Annotated in this window: 18 protein-coding genes, 1 tRNA gene and 1 pseudogene; 11 read left to right on the forward strand and 9 right to left on the reverse strand. The window is 63.9% G+C overall.

Annotation, left to right across the window (positions count from 1 at the left end; translation table 11 throughout):
- Positions 1–20 precede the first annotated feature (20 nt).
- Positions 21–548: a DUF5994 family protein gene (locus AC5Y2L_RS00595; protein ID WP_499938511.1), complete on the reverse strand. Its 528-nt coding sequence runs from the start codon at positions 546–548 to the stop codon at positions 21–23.
- Positions 549–916: 368 nt separating this feature from the next.
- Between AC5Y2L_RS00595 and AC5Y2L_RS00600 the strand changes: the two genes are divergently transcribed.
- Both AC5Y2L_RS00600 and AC5Y2L_RS00605 read left to right on the forward strand, forming a co-directional pair.
- Positions 917–1,120, forward strand: coding sequence for a cold-shock protein (locus AC5Y2L_RS00600; RefSeq protein ID WP_499938618.1), 204 nt, complete (start codon positions 917–919; stop codon positions 1,118–1,120).
- Positions 1,121–1,415: 295 nt separating this feature from the next.
- Entirely contained in the window at positions 1,416–1,856 is a 441-nt protein-coding gene (locus tag AC5Y2L_RS00605) for a DUF5994 family protein (RefSeq protein WP_499938512.1), read from the forward strand.
- A gap of 56 nt (positions 1,857–1,912) precedes the next feature.
- Here AC5Y2L_RS00605 and AC5Y2L_RS00610 read toward each other — a convergent pair whose 3' ends face one another.
- Positions 1,913–3,370: an amidase gene (locus AC5Y2L_RS00610; protein WP_499938513.1), complete on the reverse strand. Its 1,458-nt coding sequence runs from the start codon at positions 3,368–3,370 to the stop codon at positions 1,913–1,915.
- Between the two features lie 120 nt (positions 3,371–3,490).
- On the opposite strand from AC5Y2L_RS00610, the gene AC5Y2L_RS00615 reads away from it, so the two are divergent.
- Entirely contained in the window at positions 3,491–4,804 is a 1,314-nt protein-coding gene (locus tag AC5Y2L_RS00615) for a hypothetical protein (RefSeq protein ID WP_499938515.1), read from the forward strand.
- On the opposite strand, the gene ligD is transcribed toward AC5Y2L_RS00615, so the two are convergent.
- Positions 4,783–5,769, reverse strand: a complete 987-nt coding sequence (ligD, locus tag AC5Y2L_RS00620; protein WP_499938516.1) for a non-homologous end-joining DNA ligase — start codon at positions 5,767–5,769, stop codon at positions 4,783–4,785. The two genes, AC5Y2L_RS00615 and ligD, sit on opposite strands and share 22 nt — an antisense overlap.
- Before the next feature lie 104 nt (positions 5,770–5,873).
- Here ligD and AC5Y2L_RS00625 point away from each other — a divergent pair, with 104 nt between their 5' ends.
- Entirely contained in the window at positions 5,874–6,677 is an 804-nt protein-coding gene (locus tag AC5Y2L_RS00625; protein WP_499938518.1) for a mycofactocin-coupled SDR family oxidoreductase, read from the forward strand.
- Between the two features lie 26 nt (positions 6,678–6,703).
- Here the strand turns inward: AC5Y2L_RS00625 and AC5Y2L_RS00630 are convergent, their stop codons facing one another.
- On the reverse strand, positions 6,704–7,015 hold the full coding sequence (locus tag AC5Y2L_RS00630) for an Rv1352/Rv1906c domain-containing protein (RefSeq protein ID WP_499938520.1): 312 nt from the start codon (positions 7,013–7,015) through the stop codon (positions 6,704–6,706).
- Positions 7,016–7,559: 544 nt separating this feature from the next.
- Here AC5Y2L_RS00630 and AC5Y2L_RS00635 point away from each other — a divergent pair.
- Positions 7,560–8,072, forward strand: coding sequence for a hypothetical protein (locus tag AC5Y2L_RS00635; RefSeq protein WP_499938522.1), 513 nt, complete (start codon positions 7,560–7,562; stop codon positions 8,070–8,072).
- Positions 8,073–8,112: 40 nt separating this feature from the next.
- Complete coding sequence (locus AC5Y2L_RS00640; protein ID WP_499938524.1) at positions 8,113–8,217, forward strand: VOC family protein; 105 nt, start codon at positions 8,113–8,115, stop codon at positions 8,215–8,217.
- A gap of 64 nt (positions 8,218–8,281) precedes the next feature.
- Here AC5Y2L_RS00640 and AC5Y2L_RS00645 read toward each other — a convergent pair whose 3' ends face one another.
- From AC5Y2L_RS00645 to AC5Y2L_RS00660, 4 genes are all read right to left on the reverse strand, one after another.
- Positions 8,282–9,841 carry an MFS transporter gene (locus AC5Y2L_RS00645; RefSeq protein WP_499938526.1) on the reverse strand — a complete coding sequence of 520 codons (1,560 nt, stop codon included), beginning with the start codon at positions 9,839–9,841 and terminating at the stop codon, positions 8,282–8,284.
- Positions 9,838–9,966 (reverse strand): hypothetical protein, encoded by a 129-nt coding sequence (locus AC5Y2L_RS00650; protein WP_499938528.1) that lies wholly within the window; start codon positions 9,964–9,966, stop codon positions 9,838–9,840. Before AC5Y2L_RS00650 ends, AC5Y2L_RS00645 begins: the two co-directional genes overlap by 4 nt.
- Positions 9,967–10,143: 177 nt before the next feature.
- Positions 10,144–10,425, reverse strand: a complete 282-nt coding sequence (locus AC5Y2L_RS00655; RefSeq protein WP_499938530.1) for a transposase — start codon at positions 10,423–10,425, stop codon at positions 10,144–10,146.
- A 217-nt stretch (positions 10,426–10,642) separates the two neighbouring features.
- The gene (locus AC5Y2L_RS00660; protein ID WP_499943414.1) at positions 10,643–10,939 is read right to left on the reverse strand and encodes a hypothetical protein; all 297 of its coding nucleotides are present in this window, start codon (positions 10,937–10,939) and stop codon (positions 10,643–10,645) included.
- Between the two features lie 568 nt (positions 10,940–11,507).
- On the opposite strand from AC5Y2L_RS00660, the gene AC5Y2L_RS00665 reads away from it, so the two are divergent.
- Together AC5Y2L_RS00665 and AC5Y2L_RS00670 are read left to right on the forward strand one after the other, a co-directional pair.
- Complete coding sequence (locus AC5Y2L_RS00665) at positions 11,508–11,762, forward strand: helix-turn-helix domain-containing protein (RefSeq protein ID WP_499938534.1); 255 nt, start codon at positions 11,508–11,510, stop codon at positions 11,760–11,762.
- A gap of 354 nt (positions 11,763–12,116) precedes the next feature.
- Positions 12,117–12,467: pseudogene (locus tag AC5Y2L_RS00670) on the forward strand (tyrosine-type recombinase/integrase); the annotation flags it as partial.
- Between the two features lie 5 nt (positions 12,468–12,472).
- Here the strand turns inward: AC5Y2L_RS00670 and AC5Y2L_RS00675 are convergent.
- Positions 12,473–12,556 (reverse strand) — tRNA-Tyr (locus AC5Y2L_RS00675).
- An 81-nt stretch (positions 12,557–12,637) separates the two neighbouring features.
- Here AC5Y2L_RS00675 and AC5Y2L_RS00680 point away from each other — a divergent pair.
- From AC5Y2L_RS00680 to AC5Y2L_RS00690, 3 genes are read left to right on the forward strand one after another with little or no spacing between them, the layout of a single operon-like run.
- On the forward strand, positions 12,638–13,129 hold the full coding sequence (locus AC5Y2L_RS00680; RefSeq protein ID WP_499938535.1) for a YajQ family cyclic di-GMP-binding protein: 492 nt from the start codon (positions 12,638–12,640) through the stop codon (positions 13,127–13,129).
- Positions 13,130–13,142: 13 nt separating this feature from the next.
- Positions 13,143–14,633 carry a flavin-containing monooxygenase gene (locus AC5Y2L_RS00685; protein ID WP_499938537.1) on the forward strand — a complete coding sequence of 497 codons (1,491 nt, stop codon included), beginning with the start codon at positions 13,143–13,145 and terminating at the stop codon, positions 14,631–14,633.
- Complete coding sequence (locus AC5Y2L_RS00690) at positions 14,623–15,648, forward strand: NAD(P)H-dependent glycerol-3-phosphate dehydrogenase (RefSeq protein WP_499938539.1); 1,026 nt, start codon at positions 14,623–14,625, stop codon at positions 15,646–15,648. Before AC5Y2L_RS00685 ends, AC5Y2L_RS00690 begins: the two co-directional genes overlap by 11 nt.
- Positions 15,649–15,776 lie beyond the last annotated feature (128 nt).

The raw sequence follows: 15,776 nt of genomic DNA on the forward strand, positions 1-15,776 counted from the left end.
TTTTGAGGGGCTTTGCAGTGTCAGCCGGTCACGACGGGATCTGCTGTATTCGCATGCGGGAGAGGAGCATCCGGCGTGCTTCGGCCACACGCGGAGCTTTCAGCACGCGCGGTGCACACGATGTATTCGCTAGTTCGAAATTCCCGAGTATCACGCGCGGCTCGGTCCAATGGCAGGTCCGCGGCTTGCCGCAACACCATCATGGCAAGCATTTTGGAGGTACTGCATGGCACCACGAGTAGGCGAGCGGACGCCGTTCTCCCGGCGACCATCATCAGGCGGTGGTGCTCGATCCCCCCTCCGTGGTCCGATATGCGTGCGCGATTCAGTGCATCGTAATTCAACGAACCTTCCAACGATGTCCAGTTGATGCTGATAGCGACGATTTCACCCAACCGCCCGGACAGCGCGTCAACGAGCTCGGGCAGCTCGTCTGCAATCGACACGGTATGCGGCCACCACGCGCCGTCAAGCAACGTGCCCAATTCAATCGCCAGCGCAAGCCGGACCGGGCTGGCCAGGCGCCGGCCCCGCACCGCCCTGTTCATGGGGCCAGCGCATCAACGAATTCGGCGCCAGCACAAGGTGATACGAACAATGCCTGTCGGTGATCCATCGGGGATCCTCCACTTCGCGGTGACCGACACACGAGTGTGGATCGGCAGAACAAAGCTAGTCGCGAAGGGCTATTTCGGCTGTGGCCACAGTCGGAGTCAGCGCTGGCGATGAGATGTTCACTGTCGACACTACACCCTGCGGTCATCATCGGAACGCTGTCAGCTTCAGCGCCAAGGTAATTCGCCGTCCACAACCGCGCGCCATCACAGCACTTCAGGGCTTGGCACACCGACGTGCTACCCTGACGCAGGATGTCTTTCCGGACATCCATTCTGAAATGAGAGAAGTTGAAAAGAGTATGACACAGGGAACTGTGAAATGGTTCAACAGCGAGAAGGGCTTCGGTTTTATCGCTCCTGACGGCGGCGCAGAGGACGTGTTCGTTCACTACACAGAAATCCAAGGAACCGGTTTCCGGTCGCTTGAGGAAAACCAACGCGTTCAGTTCGAGGTCGGTCAAGGGTCCAAGGGCCCTCAGGCCACCGGAGTGACAGCCGTCTAGCGATCCTCGTCGTCGCATGTGGGCTGGCAGGCACGAGCCTGCCAGCCCACATCCTTTTCATGGCCCGAACCGACCGGCTTTAGGCTGTACGGTGAATACCCTTGTGCCGCAACAGATCCGGCGCGACGAGCCGGAACCATCGACAGCATCGCATGCGGCTTTCTGTCGAATCGTGTCCTACCTGTCGAATGCGAGTACCATCAGCGGAATCGGCAGTACGTCGTACGCAACCGTTTGAGATTGCGTCATTGCCGATTCGAAATGCGGCCGCTTCGCGGCCAAGACAGGAGCGTCGATGACGCGAACCCAGGCCCGTACCAACCGTTCCAACGACCAAGGGCCGCAGAACACCCCGCGGCTGCGCTTAAAACCCAAGGCGCCCCCCACCGGATATGTCGATGGCGCATGGTGGCCGCACAGTGACGACCTTTCGAAGGAACTTCCCGACCTACTGGCGGTGCTATCAGTGCGACTCGGGCGGATCGATCGGGTGATATACAACCTCACCGAATGGGCGCATGGCCCGGCGAAACTACCGATCGGTGGACGAATTGTCCGGCTCTGCGGCTACTACCGGCAGCCGGTCAGCACCGTCGAGGTACTCGGGCTCAATCGCAACAAGATCGTGTTGCTTGTGATAGCCGCCCATACCCCCTCCGATCATGCGCACGACATTCTGATGACTGCAGCTGCGCCAGACAACGACTCGACGATCGACCGCCTACTGCACGCCTAGCCCTGTGCGATAAGACGCACCGAGTGATGCGCGAGCAGACGTAAAATCCCGCAGAATCAACCACTTTGGGGCGATTTTGCGTCTGCTCGCGCTGAGTGCCATGGATGCGCTACCTCCAGTTGCGCAGCCACGCGAATGAGGACATCTTCGGCGCCGTAGGCCGCGGCGAGCTGGACGCCGATGGGCAGTCCGTCGGCGTTGCGGTGCAACGGAAGGCTGATCGCCGGCTGTCCGCTCATGTTGAACGGCGGCGTGAACGCGGCGAACTGGCCGCCGCGGCGCATCGGCGCCGTCGGATGCTCGGGGTCGTTCTCGAACTCCGTCAGCGGCGGCGGCGGTTCGGCGACCGTCGGCGTAAGAAGGAGATCCCAGCCGTCGGCCCACCACTGTTGCACCGCACGCCGGAACGTGTACACCGCGGCCTGAGCCACGGCGTAGTCGACGGCGTTCACCTCCCGCGCCTGCTCAATCAGCGCCCAGTTGACCGGCTCGATGTCGTCGGAGGTCACCTCGCGTCCGAGCGTCTCGCTGACCGCGCGCGCCGCCATCGCCATCTGCGTCGCCCACAGCGCCATGAACTTGTGGATCAACGTGGTATCGCCCAGACACGCCGGCCACGCGGGCTCCACGATGTGCCCCAGGCCCTCTAGCATCGACGCCGCTGCTCGCACGGCCGAAACACAGTCCTGATGCAGGAATTCGCCACGCGGGTGGACGTCGAGCAGCCCGATGCGCAACCGGCCCGGCTCTGCACCGACCTCGTCGAGATATGGCCGCTGCGGCGCCGGTGCGATCACGCTGTCACCGATGCCCGGACCGCGCACGGCATCCAGCAGGCCCGCGGTGTCACGCACCGTGCGGCTGACGCACAGTTCGACTCCGAGCCCCGCCTCGGCGCGCTGCGGGCCGACCGTGATCCGGCCCTGGCTCGGCTTGAGCCCCACCAGCCCGCAACACGAGGCGGGAATACGGATGCTGCCGCCTCCGTCCGAGGCGTTGGCGAATGGAACCATGCCGACGGCGACCGCGGCGGCCGCACCGCCACTCGATCCGCCCGGAGTGCGATCCAGCGCCCACGGGTTGCGGGTGGGTCCCCACGCCAGCGGCTGGGTGGTGGGCAGACTGCCCATTTCGGGGCTGTTCGTCCGCCCGGCGATGACCAATCCGGCCGCCTTGAACCTGGCCACCAGCGTGGTGTCGAAGGTGTCGATCTTGCCCGCTTCTTTCAGCGCGACGTTGCCGTTGGACAGGGTCTGGCCCTTGAAACTCGTGTAGAGGTCCTTGAGCAGAAATGGGACGCCGCGAAAGGGGCCGTCGGGCAGACCGGGGTCGGCGGCAATCGAGCGGGCGTGCTCGAACCACTCGATGACCACGGCGTTCAACGACGGGTTCGACTGCTCGATCCGCTCGATGGCCGCCTCCAGCAGCTCACTCGGCGTGACCTCGCCCTTGGCCACCAACGCGGCCTGTTCGGTGGCGTCCATCCAGCGTGTCTCTTCGGCAAGCGCAGTCATGGCTTTCGGTTTACCACGACGGGCCACCCACGACGCTCGAGTCGCAGTCGTCCGCGAAGGCCTTTAGGCTTTTCGCGCAGAGACATAACGGGGGATTTGTAGATCAGTGTCACTACGCGGATGAGTATCGCCAAACGCGGAATCGCCTTGGCGGCGACCGGTGCTGCCGTCGTCTCGTGCGCGGCCTGCACGACATCAAAGACCGCGTCACCGCCCGCGGTAGTGCACACCACCTCCATTTCCCCAACCACCATGCCGGTCGCGATGCCGGCTCCGGCAACCAGTCCATTGGCGAAAGACTGGAAAAGCTACGGCGGCACGGTCTACTTCGGCTGTCCCGAGGGATTCTCGTCCAGCAAATCAGCACTCGAGGACATTCGCCCGAAGATCTTCAATATCAAAACGGGGCAATTCAGCACGCCAGCCGTTCCGGCCGTGCCTGCCGGTGAAAATGTGACCGGCGGCCTATGCGCGCTGTCGAATACGGCCGACGACATGAAAGTCATGTATGTCGTCACGACCGTCGGCGCACCACCCGAGGCCACCAAGACCACGGCATATCTATTCGACCTCAAGTCGGATAAGCCGCTGGCCACGAAAGAACTTCAGCCTCCCGCACCCGACCTCAAATTGTCCGCGCCTAAAGAATGGCGGCTGGGCCCCACCATATCCGGTGTGGCCTGGATGAACGCTTTCGGCGACGGACACGGCGCGGCATTGCCGCCGCGCACCGTCATTCTGTCCAACACCGACCTGACGATGGGATGGACTGACCCGCAGCCCGGGCAGGTGTGGCAGGATATCCTTGCCTTCCAACGGAATACGACGCCGGGCAAGCCGTCGGGAGCGGAGCTGAGGCTACCGACCGGCGAAGCGGTATTTCAGGACAACGACATAGCGGCCGTCGAAGCCGAGCTGTCCGAGGGACCCGACAAGCTGGTGAAGATTTCGCGGCGAGATCCCGCCGACCCGTCGACCATGTCCACCATATTTTGGGACTTGAACACCAGATCTATTGTCAAATTCGGCGACAGCGACCGGATTTCGGGAGGCGGACTGGTCGCCACATTGTCCGACGGGAAATTGTTCGTCGACGCTCGCGGCTCAGATAAGTCGCGGTTCGGGTTCGGCGTGTGGAATCTGCGCACCCAGCAGTGGGACTTATTGAAAAGCAGAGACGAAGCCAGTAAATTGGCGGTTTCGAAACTGACTTTCTTCGGCGACCGGCTCTATGTCACACACGTCGATGGCTCGCTTTCGGTGCTCGGTCTGCCCACCGCCAACCCGGTGGCGTCGAGCTGGTCCGTGCGGCCTTTCGGACGGATATCCGGGTGGACGCTGGTGTGCCGCGGCGAAACCCCGACGAGCGGCGAATGCAAGGAAATCGTCTTGGTGCAAGACGAAAACGGCCACTACCCCGGCCCCTGGACCTGAGCCGACGACTCACCGGTCGCCCGCCGCTCCCGCGCACGTCGCTTCCCTTCGTGCATCGCAGCCACTCGGGCGACCGGAATCGTGCGGCCCTGCTCGATGAGGTCATCGGGCAGTCGCTGAGGTTTCACCATCGTCTCGGCCCACGGGTCGCGGCCGGAAAGCGCGCGGACTGCGGTATGCACCGTGAAGTCAGCGGGATTGACGCGGTCCAGGTCGGACCAATCCAACGGAAACGACACCGGCGTGCCCGCTCGCAGGCGCGGGCTGTACGCAGCCGCGACGGTCGCTCCGCCGGCTCGGGTTGAATCGACGAACACCTTGCCCGCCCGGTCCTCGATGATGAAAGCAGTTGTCGCAAGGGTGGGTTCGAGTGCTTCCGTACGTGCCGCGAGCGCACGTGTCGCTGCAGCCACGTCGTCCACCGGGGCGTGGTCGTCGACAGGCACAAAGACATGGATGCCCTTGGCGCCGCTGGTTTTCACCGAACCGGCGAGTCCGCAATCTGCCAAAGCCTGTCTTACCAGGTATGCGACCCTGACCACCGCGGCGAAGTCATCTTCGGTGGGTGGGTCGAGATCGAGGACCAGATGTGTGGGCCGGTAAATGTCGTCGGCCAAGCCCAATGTGGGGTGATACTCGACGGCACGCTGATTGGCCAGCCATAGCAGTGTGCGCCTGTCGTCGCAGATGGGATAACGGACTTTGCGCTGCGATGCCTCCGCCCAAATTGTGGCCGTTCGCACCCAGTCCGGGGTGTACTTGGGCACGTTCTTCTGCATGAACGGCGCACGTCCGCGCAGCACCCTCAGTACGGTGAGCGGGCGGCCGGCGAGTCCAGGCAGCATCCTGTCCGCAACCGCATCCAGGTAGTCCACCAAGTCGCGCTTGGTGGCTCCGGCATTCGGAAACAGCGGCTGGTCGAGGTTGGTCAGATCGACTCCAGCGCGCTGCTCACCGACGCTCATTCAGCCAGCCTAGGCGCAGGCGTCGCGTTGACCGGATGGCCGCGGCAAATCCATTGCGGCACTTGGCGGGGAGCTGACGGATGGCCCGGCTAGGCTTGCCGCCTATGGGTGCCCTGGATGGACGAGTCGCGTTGATCACCGGAGGCGGTCGAGGGCAAGGGCGCGCACATGCCCTGGCGCTGGCGGCCGAAGGGGCCGACATCGTGGTGGCCGATGCGCCCGGTGCGATGACGGATCTGACCTACCCGCTGGCCACCGAGGACGACCTGCGAAACACCGCCAAGCAAGTCGAACAGCTGGGCCGACGCTGCCTGCCGATAACCCTCGACGTGCGTGACGCGGCTCAGGTCGACGCGGCGGTCGAGCAGACGGTGAAAGACATGGGCAGTCTCGACATCGTGGTGGCCAACGCGGGCATTGTGAGTACCGGGCCGTTAGAGCAGGTCAGTGATCAGGTGTGGCGGCAGCTGGTCGACACCAACCTGACGGGTGTGTTTCACACCCTGCGGGCGGCCCTACCGGTGATGCGACGGCAGCGCTTCGGCCGGATCGTCGTGACGTCGTCGATGGGTGGCCGAATGGGCATCCCCGATCTGGCGGCATACAACGCCACCAAATGGGGGATCATCGGGCTGGCCAAGTCTGTCGCCCTTGAGGTCGCCAAAGAGGGCATCACCGTCAACGTCATCTGTCCCACCACGACGCAGACGCCGATGGTGCAGCCCGCCGGAGGTGACGACGTTCCCGACGACCTGGTGCGCCGGATGATGAAAGCCAACCCGATACCGCTGCCGTGGCTGCAACCCGAAGACGTCAGCCGCGGAGTGCTCTACCTGGTCGCCGACCCAGGGGTGATCACCGGCAGTGTGCTGGAGGTCGGTCTCGGCGGTAGCGCCCGCATTCACTGACTGGACACGCCACCGGGAGTGACCTTTCAGTCCTTCTGCCAGGTAAGGCAGCTGTGCGTCAAGAATGCGGTGTCACCCGGCTGGACCGTGACCACCTGAGGACCCGTGCCGAGGCCGTTGCTGATGATGTGGGTTGGATTCAGACTGTTCAGTCTCGCCCAGTAGCAATCGGATTCGCCTTGCGGGCTGGCGCCGGCCGAGCGATATGTGCCGGCGACGATGTCCACGCCCACTCGATACGTGCCATCGGTTTCGATGGTCGTCTTGGGAGCGAACGACGGCGGCGGGTAGGTCACCGCAACCGTTTTGGTGACTTCGAGCGTGGACGTCACCGTCACGGTCGCCTGGGTTGACCCGCCGCCGCCGCAACCTGTCAGGAGTATCACTGCCGCGGCGACGGCAGTCGTCTTGCCCTGCGTTGGCCGAGGGCAAAACCCGTCGATGGCGCTATGGCCAAAGTTATGACGGCGGGGGTGGTACGACTGGCCGGCACTCATTGGCTCCCGGGTCCCACCAGTTGCCCGGACCGCAATCCGGCGGTGGTGGCGGCACTACGGGCTGGCAGGCATTGGTCGCAGGGTTCCACCAGTTGCCCGGACCGCAATCCGGTGGCGGCGGCGCCACAGGCTGGCACGCGTTAGCTCCTGGGTTCCACCAGTTACCCGGGCCGCAATCGGGCGGTTGGGCCGAGCTGACACCAGGCATCACCACCGTGGCGTACGCCAAGGGCGCTAATGCCACCGCGATCGCGGCCGCCGCGCGGCGAACAAACATCCTCATAAGGCCTCCCATTCGCTAACGTCCAGACCCCGAGCTTGCCCCGAGTCTAAGACAGCGACTTGCTTCGGCGGCCCGACAATTACTATTCCGCTCAGAGTGGTCATGAGTGCTGCCGTGAGCTTCGGTAACTCCGACTGCGAGCGGATCGTGGTCGGCGCACTTGCGCAACCCGTTCTGGCAGTCACCAGCTTGGCCTACGTCATTGCCGGGTTGGCCGTGCTGCCCTGGGTCGTGCGGGTCAGGGCGCCGCTGGCCGGCGCCGCCGGACTTGCGCTGGCGGCCGTCGGGGCCGGCAGCTTCGCCTACCACGGGCCGCAGCCGTCATGGGCGAAGCTCGCCCACGACTGGTCCATCGTCGCCGCAGCAGCGGTCTACGCCGCCGGCTTTGCCCGAAGCACGCGCCGGCATCGATGGTCGGCATGGAGTAAACCGGCCGGGATCTTCGTCCTGGGACTGATCGCCTACGCCGCCGGACGCTCGGGGTCGCCGCTGTGCCGGCCCGACAGCTGGTGGCAGTACCACGGTGCCTGGCACGTCTTGTCTGCCGCTGCCGGCGGCTGGGCCGTCTTGGCCATGGGACCGGGCCCGCCGGTCAGTGTCCATCCGGTCGAATAGCCCTGCAGCAGAAGGGCCGCACCAACAGCAAGTGCACCTGATGGAGTCCGACACCCAGCGCGTGCTGCTGGTCCGCGGCGCCGGGCAGCAAGCCTTCCTGCGCGATCCATTCGGCAACCTGCTTGAGTTGAACCAGCCCGAATAGCTTGAACTCCGCAGTGTCACAAAGGGATTCGACCCGGCATGGCACGAATGCTGTTGCTGGTTCGTCAGTACTCCTCTTCGGCTTGGCGTCCGGTCGGGCGGAGCAACACCAGGGCCAGGACGATGGCGGCAACTGGAACCATGGTCATCAAGAGGCTCAAGGTGTGGATGGCGTCGACCATGCTGGCGGTCGCGCCCTCCACTACCTCCCGAGCACGCTGCGGGTCAACGACATTCGCTCCACCTGTCGAAGCCACGGAGGTGGCGTGTGCAACGCGAAACGCCTCGCGCGCCTGCTCGACGCTCACGTCGGAGCCAGCGAGCCTTCGCCTCGCGTCCTGGGCGAACAGCGTGGTGCCGATCAGGGCGAACAACGCGGGACCCAGCGAGTATCCGGCCTGACCCACGGCCGATTTGACCGCAGACACCGATCCACCGAGATCGGTTGGGGCACTGGACATCATGATCGTCGACTGCGGCGTCTGCACAACCGCTCCGCCGACGGCGTTGAGCGCCACCGCGACGAAGAACACGACCCGCGAGGTGTGCTCGTCGACGATGGTCAACACCAGAAGACCGGCGACCAGCAGGAGTAGCCCGCTGACGAGAACCACGCGATCACCGAACTTTCGGGCGGCGCGCCCCGAGGCTGTCGCGGCCAGCGCCTGCAGCGCCGTGGCAGGCAACAGTAGCAGTCCCAGCACCGCCGGTGACTCGCGACGCACGGTAACGAGATAAAAGGCGAACAGGATCGTCGAACCTCCGGTCAAGAAGTTGAACGTCGCTCCCGCGGTCACCGCGGCGTTGAAGCGGCCGGAGCGGAAGATGCGCAGATCCAGCGCCGGCTCGGAGGCACGCATTTCGCGGAACACGAATGCCACCGCCGCGACGACACCGATGCCCAGCGGGACCAGCGCACCGGCGTGCGGACCGCCCTGCAATTGTGAGATGCCGTAGACCAGCGCCAGCAAGGCCGCGGCGATGAGCAACAGGCCCGCAATGTCGAGTCGGCCTGGCGCGCGCGGTGGTTCGGGCACAAACCGAAGATGAATAGCCAGCGCGATCATCGCGGCGGCCGGTGCGACGAGAAACCCGGTGCGCCAGCCTGCATGCGCGGCCAGGAGGCTGCCCAACGCAGGCATGGGCGTCGTCAGCGCGAAACCCGCTCCCAGATATAGGGCGATTGCGGCCGCCCGGCGCTGCGGCGGAAATACCGCGTTGATGATCGCCAGCGACAAGCCGAGCAGGAACGCGAACGCCACGCCCGCCCCGGCCCGCGCAACGATCAGCACCGCGCTGTTGGGCGCCGCGGCGGCCATTGCACCGAAACCGATAGTGCCGAGCAGGCCGACGGTGAACATCCGCCGCATGCCATACCGGTCTCCCAGCGCACCGGCGCCCAGCACCGCCGCCGCCAGACTCAAGGTCGCCAAGCTGGCCACGAAGCTGGTGGTACTGGGCGACATAGCCAGGCCTGCGCGAACTTCGGAGATGTTCGCCGAGAGGATGGTCGGGTCGGCGGCGGTGATGCTGTAGCCCAGGCCCATCGCCGCGACCGTCATCGTCGCCGCCAGCCCCGACACCTCTGGCCGGTCGCCGTTGATGTCGGCGGCCAGCCGGGTCATTCGCCGTGAACTTTACGGCCCGGCGCGGGAATGCGGGCTTCCGAGACCTTGAGGACTTCAGCGGTGGGTTGCAGATCGTCGACGGTGCGGATGGATCCCACAATGATCAGGTCAGCAGCCGGCATGAGGCCATCCTTGCAAGCAGCGAAGATTGTTTTTGAGAATTGCCCGCATTACTCCTCGCCGCCGCTCCCCGCGCTAGCCTCGGCTCGTCGTGCCGCTTCGACGAGCGCTTCGGCGGCTCTCATCGACTTCTTGAATTCGTCAGATGATGTCCACAGCGCGGCGTTTGGCGTCCGGGCTCAGAATTTTCCCTTGGCGACCTCCCGCAGGGCGTCTTTTTCCAGCTCGGCCTCCGCCAGCAGCCGCTTGAGGCGGGTGTTCTGTTCCCGCAGTTCTTTGAGTTCCTTTGCCGCGTCCACGTCCATGCCGCCATAACTGCGTCGCCAGTTGTACAGCGTGGCCGCCGACACCTCCAGCTCGGCCGCGATCTCTTCATTGGTCTTGCCCGCCGCGGCGAACTCATCGGCGCGGCGCAGCTTACGCAGCACGTCCTCAGCGGAATGCTTCTTCCGGCCAGCCATGTGATTCATCGTCCCTTCCGGCCCCACCCGGGGCCACAGGACTCTAAAACAAGGCGGACTCATTCACCGGGGACACGCCACATGGATCGTGGTAAGCAGAGCCCCGTCCCCGGCGGCGAACGCCAGCGTCAAGACAAGAAGCCACCGAACCAACGAATCGCGTTGCCGAGCGTGCCTTGTGGAGTGTTCTATTGTTGGGGATCGACAGTCGCGCTCGTCAGCTACAGGCGATGGCGGCACCAACCCGCGCCATCTGTTCGCTGTAGCCCTGGCGGATGAGAAAGGCCTGTACCAGATTCCCGTTTCCAACTTCCATATTGCAGGCGTTAGTTTCCGTAGCCTGATTAATGATGAGGTGGCAGTTGTTCATGTCGATGCCTGCGTTAACACAGGCAGTGTATTTACTATCGTCAGCGTAGGCCGCTCCTATCTCCAGGACAGGCGCGAAGATCAATCCGGCTGCCGCTGCCAGTAGTTTTTTCTTCATCGGCCCTAACGCTTCTTGGTGGTACATCGGGCGGACACCGCGATGCTTAACTGGCACCAAGTAAAACAATGGCGTTGTTCCCGCCCGGGCAGACGGAGCCCGCGGTGGTACACGTCATTGTCGCAACGCCCTGGGTGGTCATACTTTTCACACACACCATCACAGCTGTTCCGTTGGGAAGGCAATCAAACCGCCATTGCGAATTTGGCGTCAGCGTTAACTCGAGCATGCGCTTGACGTCGAGGGCCGAGTTGGCGGGATGGCACTAACGGCTAATTCCACACGCGCCATAGCAGTCGAGTCGTGTCAGATGACCCCTTGCAGGCCAGCGTTCCTCAGGTGCAGCTTGTCACGCAGTGATAGCCGGTGTTCCCAGCGTTGTAGCACTGGGTCTGGCAACCAGCGTTGGCGGTGCCAGAGCCCAGCAGCAACATGGCAATCAGGGTTGCGATTGCTACTGCAATAGCCTTCATATCTCGCCCCTTTCGAACGACGCGCTGCTTCGACCGCGGACTGCAGGCCCAAAGCATTGCGAGAGGTCAGAGTACTACTAGTAGGGCAGACACGGGTTGCTTTTGACCAACTACTGGGAGCCGTGCCTACGCGCCCCAGCCAGAACGACCCTGAGCGCGTGGCCGCTTGGGAACTCCGCCGCCGAGAGGTTGGGAATCGGATCCGTGCACTCCGCACCGAGCGGGGCCTCACCCAAGAGAAACTCGCCTTGATGTCAGGCGTGACGCGAAACGTCCTCATCGACCTGGAACATGGCCGACGGGGATTGCTCTTTGAACGCCTTTACGACCTCGCTGAGGCGCTTCAAGTGCCGCCGGGACAACTCCTCGAGTCCTAGATCAGGATGCTGGATTTGACGGCCTCTGGTCATTTCTTCCCCACGCAGGTCCTGGGTGGCGAAACCCTCAACAGCGGCGAGAGGGCGGTTAGGGCTGCCAGCTCGGGGCAAGTGTCCGACCAGCATCCCAACATGGGCAACTCGGTTAGAACGCCCCGACGGACAGGGCTGCCGGCTCGAACCTTTCAGAAGTCGCCGCAATTTGCCAATTCGTTAGAGGTTTCCTACAGCTTCTGAGGACATGGCAACGGGATTCCGTGGGGTTTTAGGAGGCTCTAACGTTGACTTCGTTGCCCGGCCCTAAGTCCGTGTGGAACTCATAGCGGAGTCTGACCGGCTACCTAAGACGGCGCGGCGCTGGTGTTCCCCTCGGTACGCACTGACGGCTTCCTGACGCTGGCCCGGGCCCGCTACACCTTCCAGAAAGCCACAGCCGCCGTCGACGGCTGCGGCGGGGTTCGGCTGCATGACCTGAGGCATACATGTGCGTCTCTGGCGATCAGCGCGGGAGCCAACGTCAAGGTGGTGCAGAAGCTTCTAGGCCACAAGACAGCAGTGCTCACACTGGACCGATATGGCCACCTTTTCCCCGATGACCTTGACGCCGTAGCCAGCGCTTTCGACGCCGCCGTTGAAACCACTGCGGACGCTCTGCGGACGGTCAAGGTATCCGAACCGGTTGTGCTGGCCAGAAACACCCCCTGACCTGTTGGTGGCAGGTACAGGATTCGAACCTGTGTAGCTTTCGCGACGGATTTACAGTCCGCTCCCATTGGCCGCTCGGGCAACCTGCCGCCAGACAGGTTACAACGAGCGGGTAGACAGTGCACAAACGGGCGTTACCCGAAAGAGGCCCTGAAGGAGGGAGGCATCGAATGGCGGACTCATCGTTCGACATCGTCAGCAAGGTGGACCGGCAGGAAGTCGATAACGCGCTCAACCAGGCGGCCAAGGAGCTGGCCACACGTTTCGATTTCCGCGGCACCGACACCAAGATCGCCTGGAAGGGCGACGAGGCCGTCGAGCTGACGTCGTCCACCGAGGAGCGCGTCAAGGCCGCCGTCGACGTCTTCAAGGAGAAGCTGATCCGCCGCGACATCTCACTGAAGGCCTTCGACGCGGGCGAGCCACAGGCCTCCGGCAAGACCTACAAGGTCACCGGCACCCTCAAGCAGGGCATCAGCAGCGAGAACGCCAAGAAGATCACCAAACTCATCCGCGACGAGGGACCCAAGAACGTCAAGACGCAGATCCAGGGCGACGAGGTCCGGGTCACCAGCAAGAAGCGCGACGACCTGCAAGCCGTCATCGCGATGCTGAAGAAGGCCGATTTAGACGTGGCGCTGCAGTTTGTGAACTACCGGTAGAGCGAGGTAGGCAATGACATTGAACCCCCAGGAAGCGGATTACTTCGACGTCATCATTGTCGGCGCCGGTATCTCGGGCATCGGCGCGGCTTATCGGATCACCGAGCGCAATCCGCAGCTGAGCTACACCATCCTGGAACGGCGCGAGCGGATCGGCGGCACCTGGGATCTGTTCCGCTATCCGGGCGTGCGCTCCGACAGCAGCATTTTCACCCTCTCCTTCCCCTACGAGCCGTGGCCGCGCAAGGAAGGCGTCGCTGACGGCGACCACATCCGCGAGTACCTGACCGCCACCGCGCACAAGTACGGCATCGACCGTCACATCCAGTTCGACAGCTACGTCCGCTCGGCGGACTGGGATTCGGGCACCGACACCTGGACGGTGACCTTCGAACAGGGCGGGGTGCGCAAGCAGTACCGCAGCCGCTTCGTGTTCTTCGGCAGCGGCTACTACAACTACGACGAGGGCTACACCCCGGACTTTCCCGGCATCGAGCAGTTCGGGGGCACCGTCGTCCATCCCCAGCACTGGCCGGAGGACTTGGACTACACCGGCAAGAAGGTCGTGGTGATCGGCAGCGGGGCCACCGCGGTCACGCTGATCCCGTCGTTGTCCGAGCGCGCCGACAAGGTAACCATGCTGCAGCGCTCGCCGACCTACATGATTTCGGCATCCAAATACAGCCGGGTTGCCGCCGTCGCGCGTAAAGTATTGCCGCCCAAGGCCTCCCACTTGGTCATCCGGATGTGGGCCGCGTTGCTGGAAGGGCTCATCTGGTTCTTGTCCCGCAAGGTACCGGCTTTCGTGAAGTGGCTGCTGCGCCGTACTGCTGTCACCAACCTGCCCGACGGCTACGACGTCGACACGCACTTCAAGCCGCGGTACAACCCGTGGGACCAGCGGATGTGCCTCATCCCAGACGCCGATTTGTACACCACGATCAGCGAGGGCAGGGCCGAGGTGCTCACCGATCACATCGACCACATCGACGCGACAGGTATCGCCCTGCAATCCGGTGAGCATCTCGACGCCGACATCATCGTCACCGCCACGGGTCTGCAGCTCCAGGCGCTCGGCGGCGCAACGATCAGCCTGGACGGCATGGAGATCAACACCCGGGACCGCTTCGTCTACAAGGCCCACATGCTCGAGGATGTGCCCAACCTGTTCTGGTGTGTGGGCTACACGAATGCATCCTGGACGCTGCGTGCCGACATCACCGCGCGCGCGACGGCAAAGCTGTTGGCGTACATGGCTTCTCACGGCTACACGCACGCCTATCCACACCTGGGCGATCAGCCGATGGCCGAAAAGCCGTCCTGGGACATCCAGGCGAACTACGTGAAGCGGGCGCTGCACGCGCTGCCCAAGTCCGGCACCCGGCGTCCGTGGAATGTGCGGCAGAACTACTTCGCCGACGCCATCGATTACAAGTTCGACCGTATCGAGGAGGCGATGGTGTTCGGCAGCGTTCGGCAATACGCTGAGCTTCATGGCAGCTGAGCAGCGCGTACCCAAAGTCGTTGTCCTTGGTGGTGGTTCCTGGGGAACCACGGTGGCGTCAATCTGTGCGCGCCGCGCACCGACGCTGCAGTGGGTGCGTTCCGAGGCCACCGCCAAGGACATCAACGAAAACCACCGCAACTCCCGCTACCTGGGTAACGACGTCGTGTTGAGCGAAAACCTACGGGCCACTACCGACTTCGCCGAAGCCGCTCATGCCGCCGACGTCGTCGTGATGGGCGTGCCGTCGCACGGCTTCCGCGGCGTGCTCACCGAGCTGGCCAAAGAGCTGCGGCCCTGGGTGCCGGTGGTGTCACTGGTCAAGGGCCTCGAGCAGGGCACCAACATGCGGATGTCGCAGATCGTCGAGGAGGTGCTGCCCGGCCATCCGGCAGGCATCCTGGCCGGGCCCAACATCGCCCGCGAGGTGGCCGAAGGCTACGCAGCCGCGGCCGTGCTGGCGATGCCCGACCAGCATCTGGCCACCCGGCTTTCGGAGTTGTTCCGGACTCGGCGATTCCGGGTCTACACCACCGACGATGTCATCGGCGTCGAGATGGCCGGCGCGTTGAAGAACGTTTTCGCCATCGCCGTCGGGATGGGTTACTCGGGGGGCATCGGCGAAAACACCCGCGCATTGCTGATCGCACGCTCGTTGCGCGAGATGACGAAACTTGGCGTGGCGGTGGGCGGCAAGGCCGAGACCTTCCCAGGGCTTGCCGGCCTGGGCGACCTCATCGTCACCTGCACCAGCCAGCGCAGCCGAAACCGGCACGTCGGCGAGCAACTCGGTGCGGGCAAGCCGATCGACGAGATCATCGCCGCTATGAATCAGGTTGCCGAGGGAGTCAAGGCCGCCAGCGTGATCATGGAATTCGCCGACGAGTTCGGTCTGCGTATGCCGATCGCACGCGAAGTCGACGCGGTGATCAACCACGGCTCGACCGCTCAGCAGGCGTATGAGGGCCTGATCGCCGAAACCCCGGGCCACGAGGTACACGGCTCAGGGTTCTAGTCCTTCCCGCGTTCACCGTATTCGGCAGTTATGCCACCGTTCATTTGCATCTCGTATGTGCCCGGCTCGACAGCTTGACCCTTTTTGGCCGCGCCAATACCGTCGGGGCAGCAGCCAGGCGCCGGCGA

The sequence above is a fragment of the Mycobacterium sp. NGS66 genome (assembly GCF_059812225.1).

Bases quoted from the DNA above. Each gene is read 5' to 3' on its own strand.
- AC5Y2L_RS00595 (WP_499938511.1), bottom strand. From the start codon at position 548: ATGAACAGGGCGGTGCGGGGCCGGCGCCTGGCCAGCCCGGTCCGGCTT.
- AC5Y2L_RS00600 (WP_499938618.1), top strand. From the start codon at position 917: ATGACACAGGGAACTGTGAAATGGTTCAACAGCGAGAAGGGCTTCGGT.
- AC5Y2L_RS00605 (WP_499938512.1), top strand. From the start codon at position 1,416: ATGACGCGAACCCAGGCCCGTACCAACCGTTCCAACGACCAAGGGCCG.
- AC5Y2L_RS00610 (WP_499938513.1), bottom strand. From the start codon at position 3,370: ATGACTGCGCTTGCCGAAGAGACACGCTGGATGGACGCCACCGAACAG.
- AC5Y2L_RS00615 (WP_499938515.1), top strand. From the start codon at position 3,491: ATGAGTATCGCCAAACGCGGAATCGCCTTGGCGGCGACCGGTGCTGCC.
- ligD (WP_499938516.1), bottom strand. From the start codon at position 5,769: ATGAGCGTCGGTGAGCAGCGCGCTGGAGTCGATCTGACCAACCTCGAC.
- AC5Y2L_RS00625 (WP_499938518.1), top strand. From the start codon at position 5,874: ATGGGTGCCCTGGATGGACGAGTCGCGTTGATCACCGGAGGCGGTCGA.
- AC5Y2L_RS00635 (WP_499938522.1), top strand. From the start codon at position 7,560: ATGAGTGCTGCCGTGAGCTTCGGTAACTCCGACTGCGAGCGGATCGTG.
- AC5Y2L_RS00640 (WP_499938524.1), top strand. From the start codon at position 8,113: ATGGAGTCCGACACCCAGCGCGTGCTGCTGGTCCGCGGCGCCGGGCAG.
- AC5Y2L_RS00645 (WP_499938526.1), bottom strand. From the start codon at position 9,841: ATGACCCGGCTGGCCGCCGACATCAACGGCGACCGGCCAGAGGTGTCG.
- AC5Y2L_RS00650 (WP_499938528.1), bottom strand. From the start codon at position 9,966: ATGCCGGCTGCTGACCTGATCATTGTGGGATCCATCCGCACCGTCGAC.
- AC5Y2L_RS00655 (WP_499938530.1), bottom strand. From the start codon at position 10,425: ATGGCTGGCCGGAAGAAGCATTCCGCTGAGGACGTGCTGCGTAAGCTG.
- AC5Y2L_RS00660 (WP_499943414.1), bottom strand. From the start codon at position 10,939: ATGTACCACCAAGAAGCGTTAGGGCCGATGAAGAAAAAACTACTGGCA.
- AC5Y2L_RS00680 (WP_499938535.1), top strand. From the start codon at position 12,638: ATGGCGGACTCATCGTTCGACATCGTCAGCAAGGTGGACCGGCAGGAA.
- AC5Y2L_RS00685 (WP_499938537.1), top strand. From the start codon at position 13,143: ATGACATTGAACCCCCAGGAAGCGGATTACTTCGACGTCATCATTGTC.
- AC5Y2L_RS00690 (WP_499938539.1), top strand. From the start codon at position 14,623: ATGGCAGCTGAGCAGCGCGTACCCAAAGTCGTTGTCCTTGGTGGTGGT.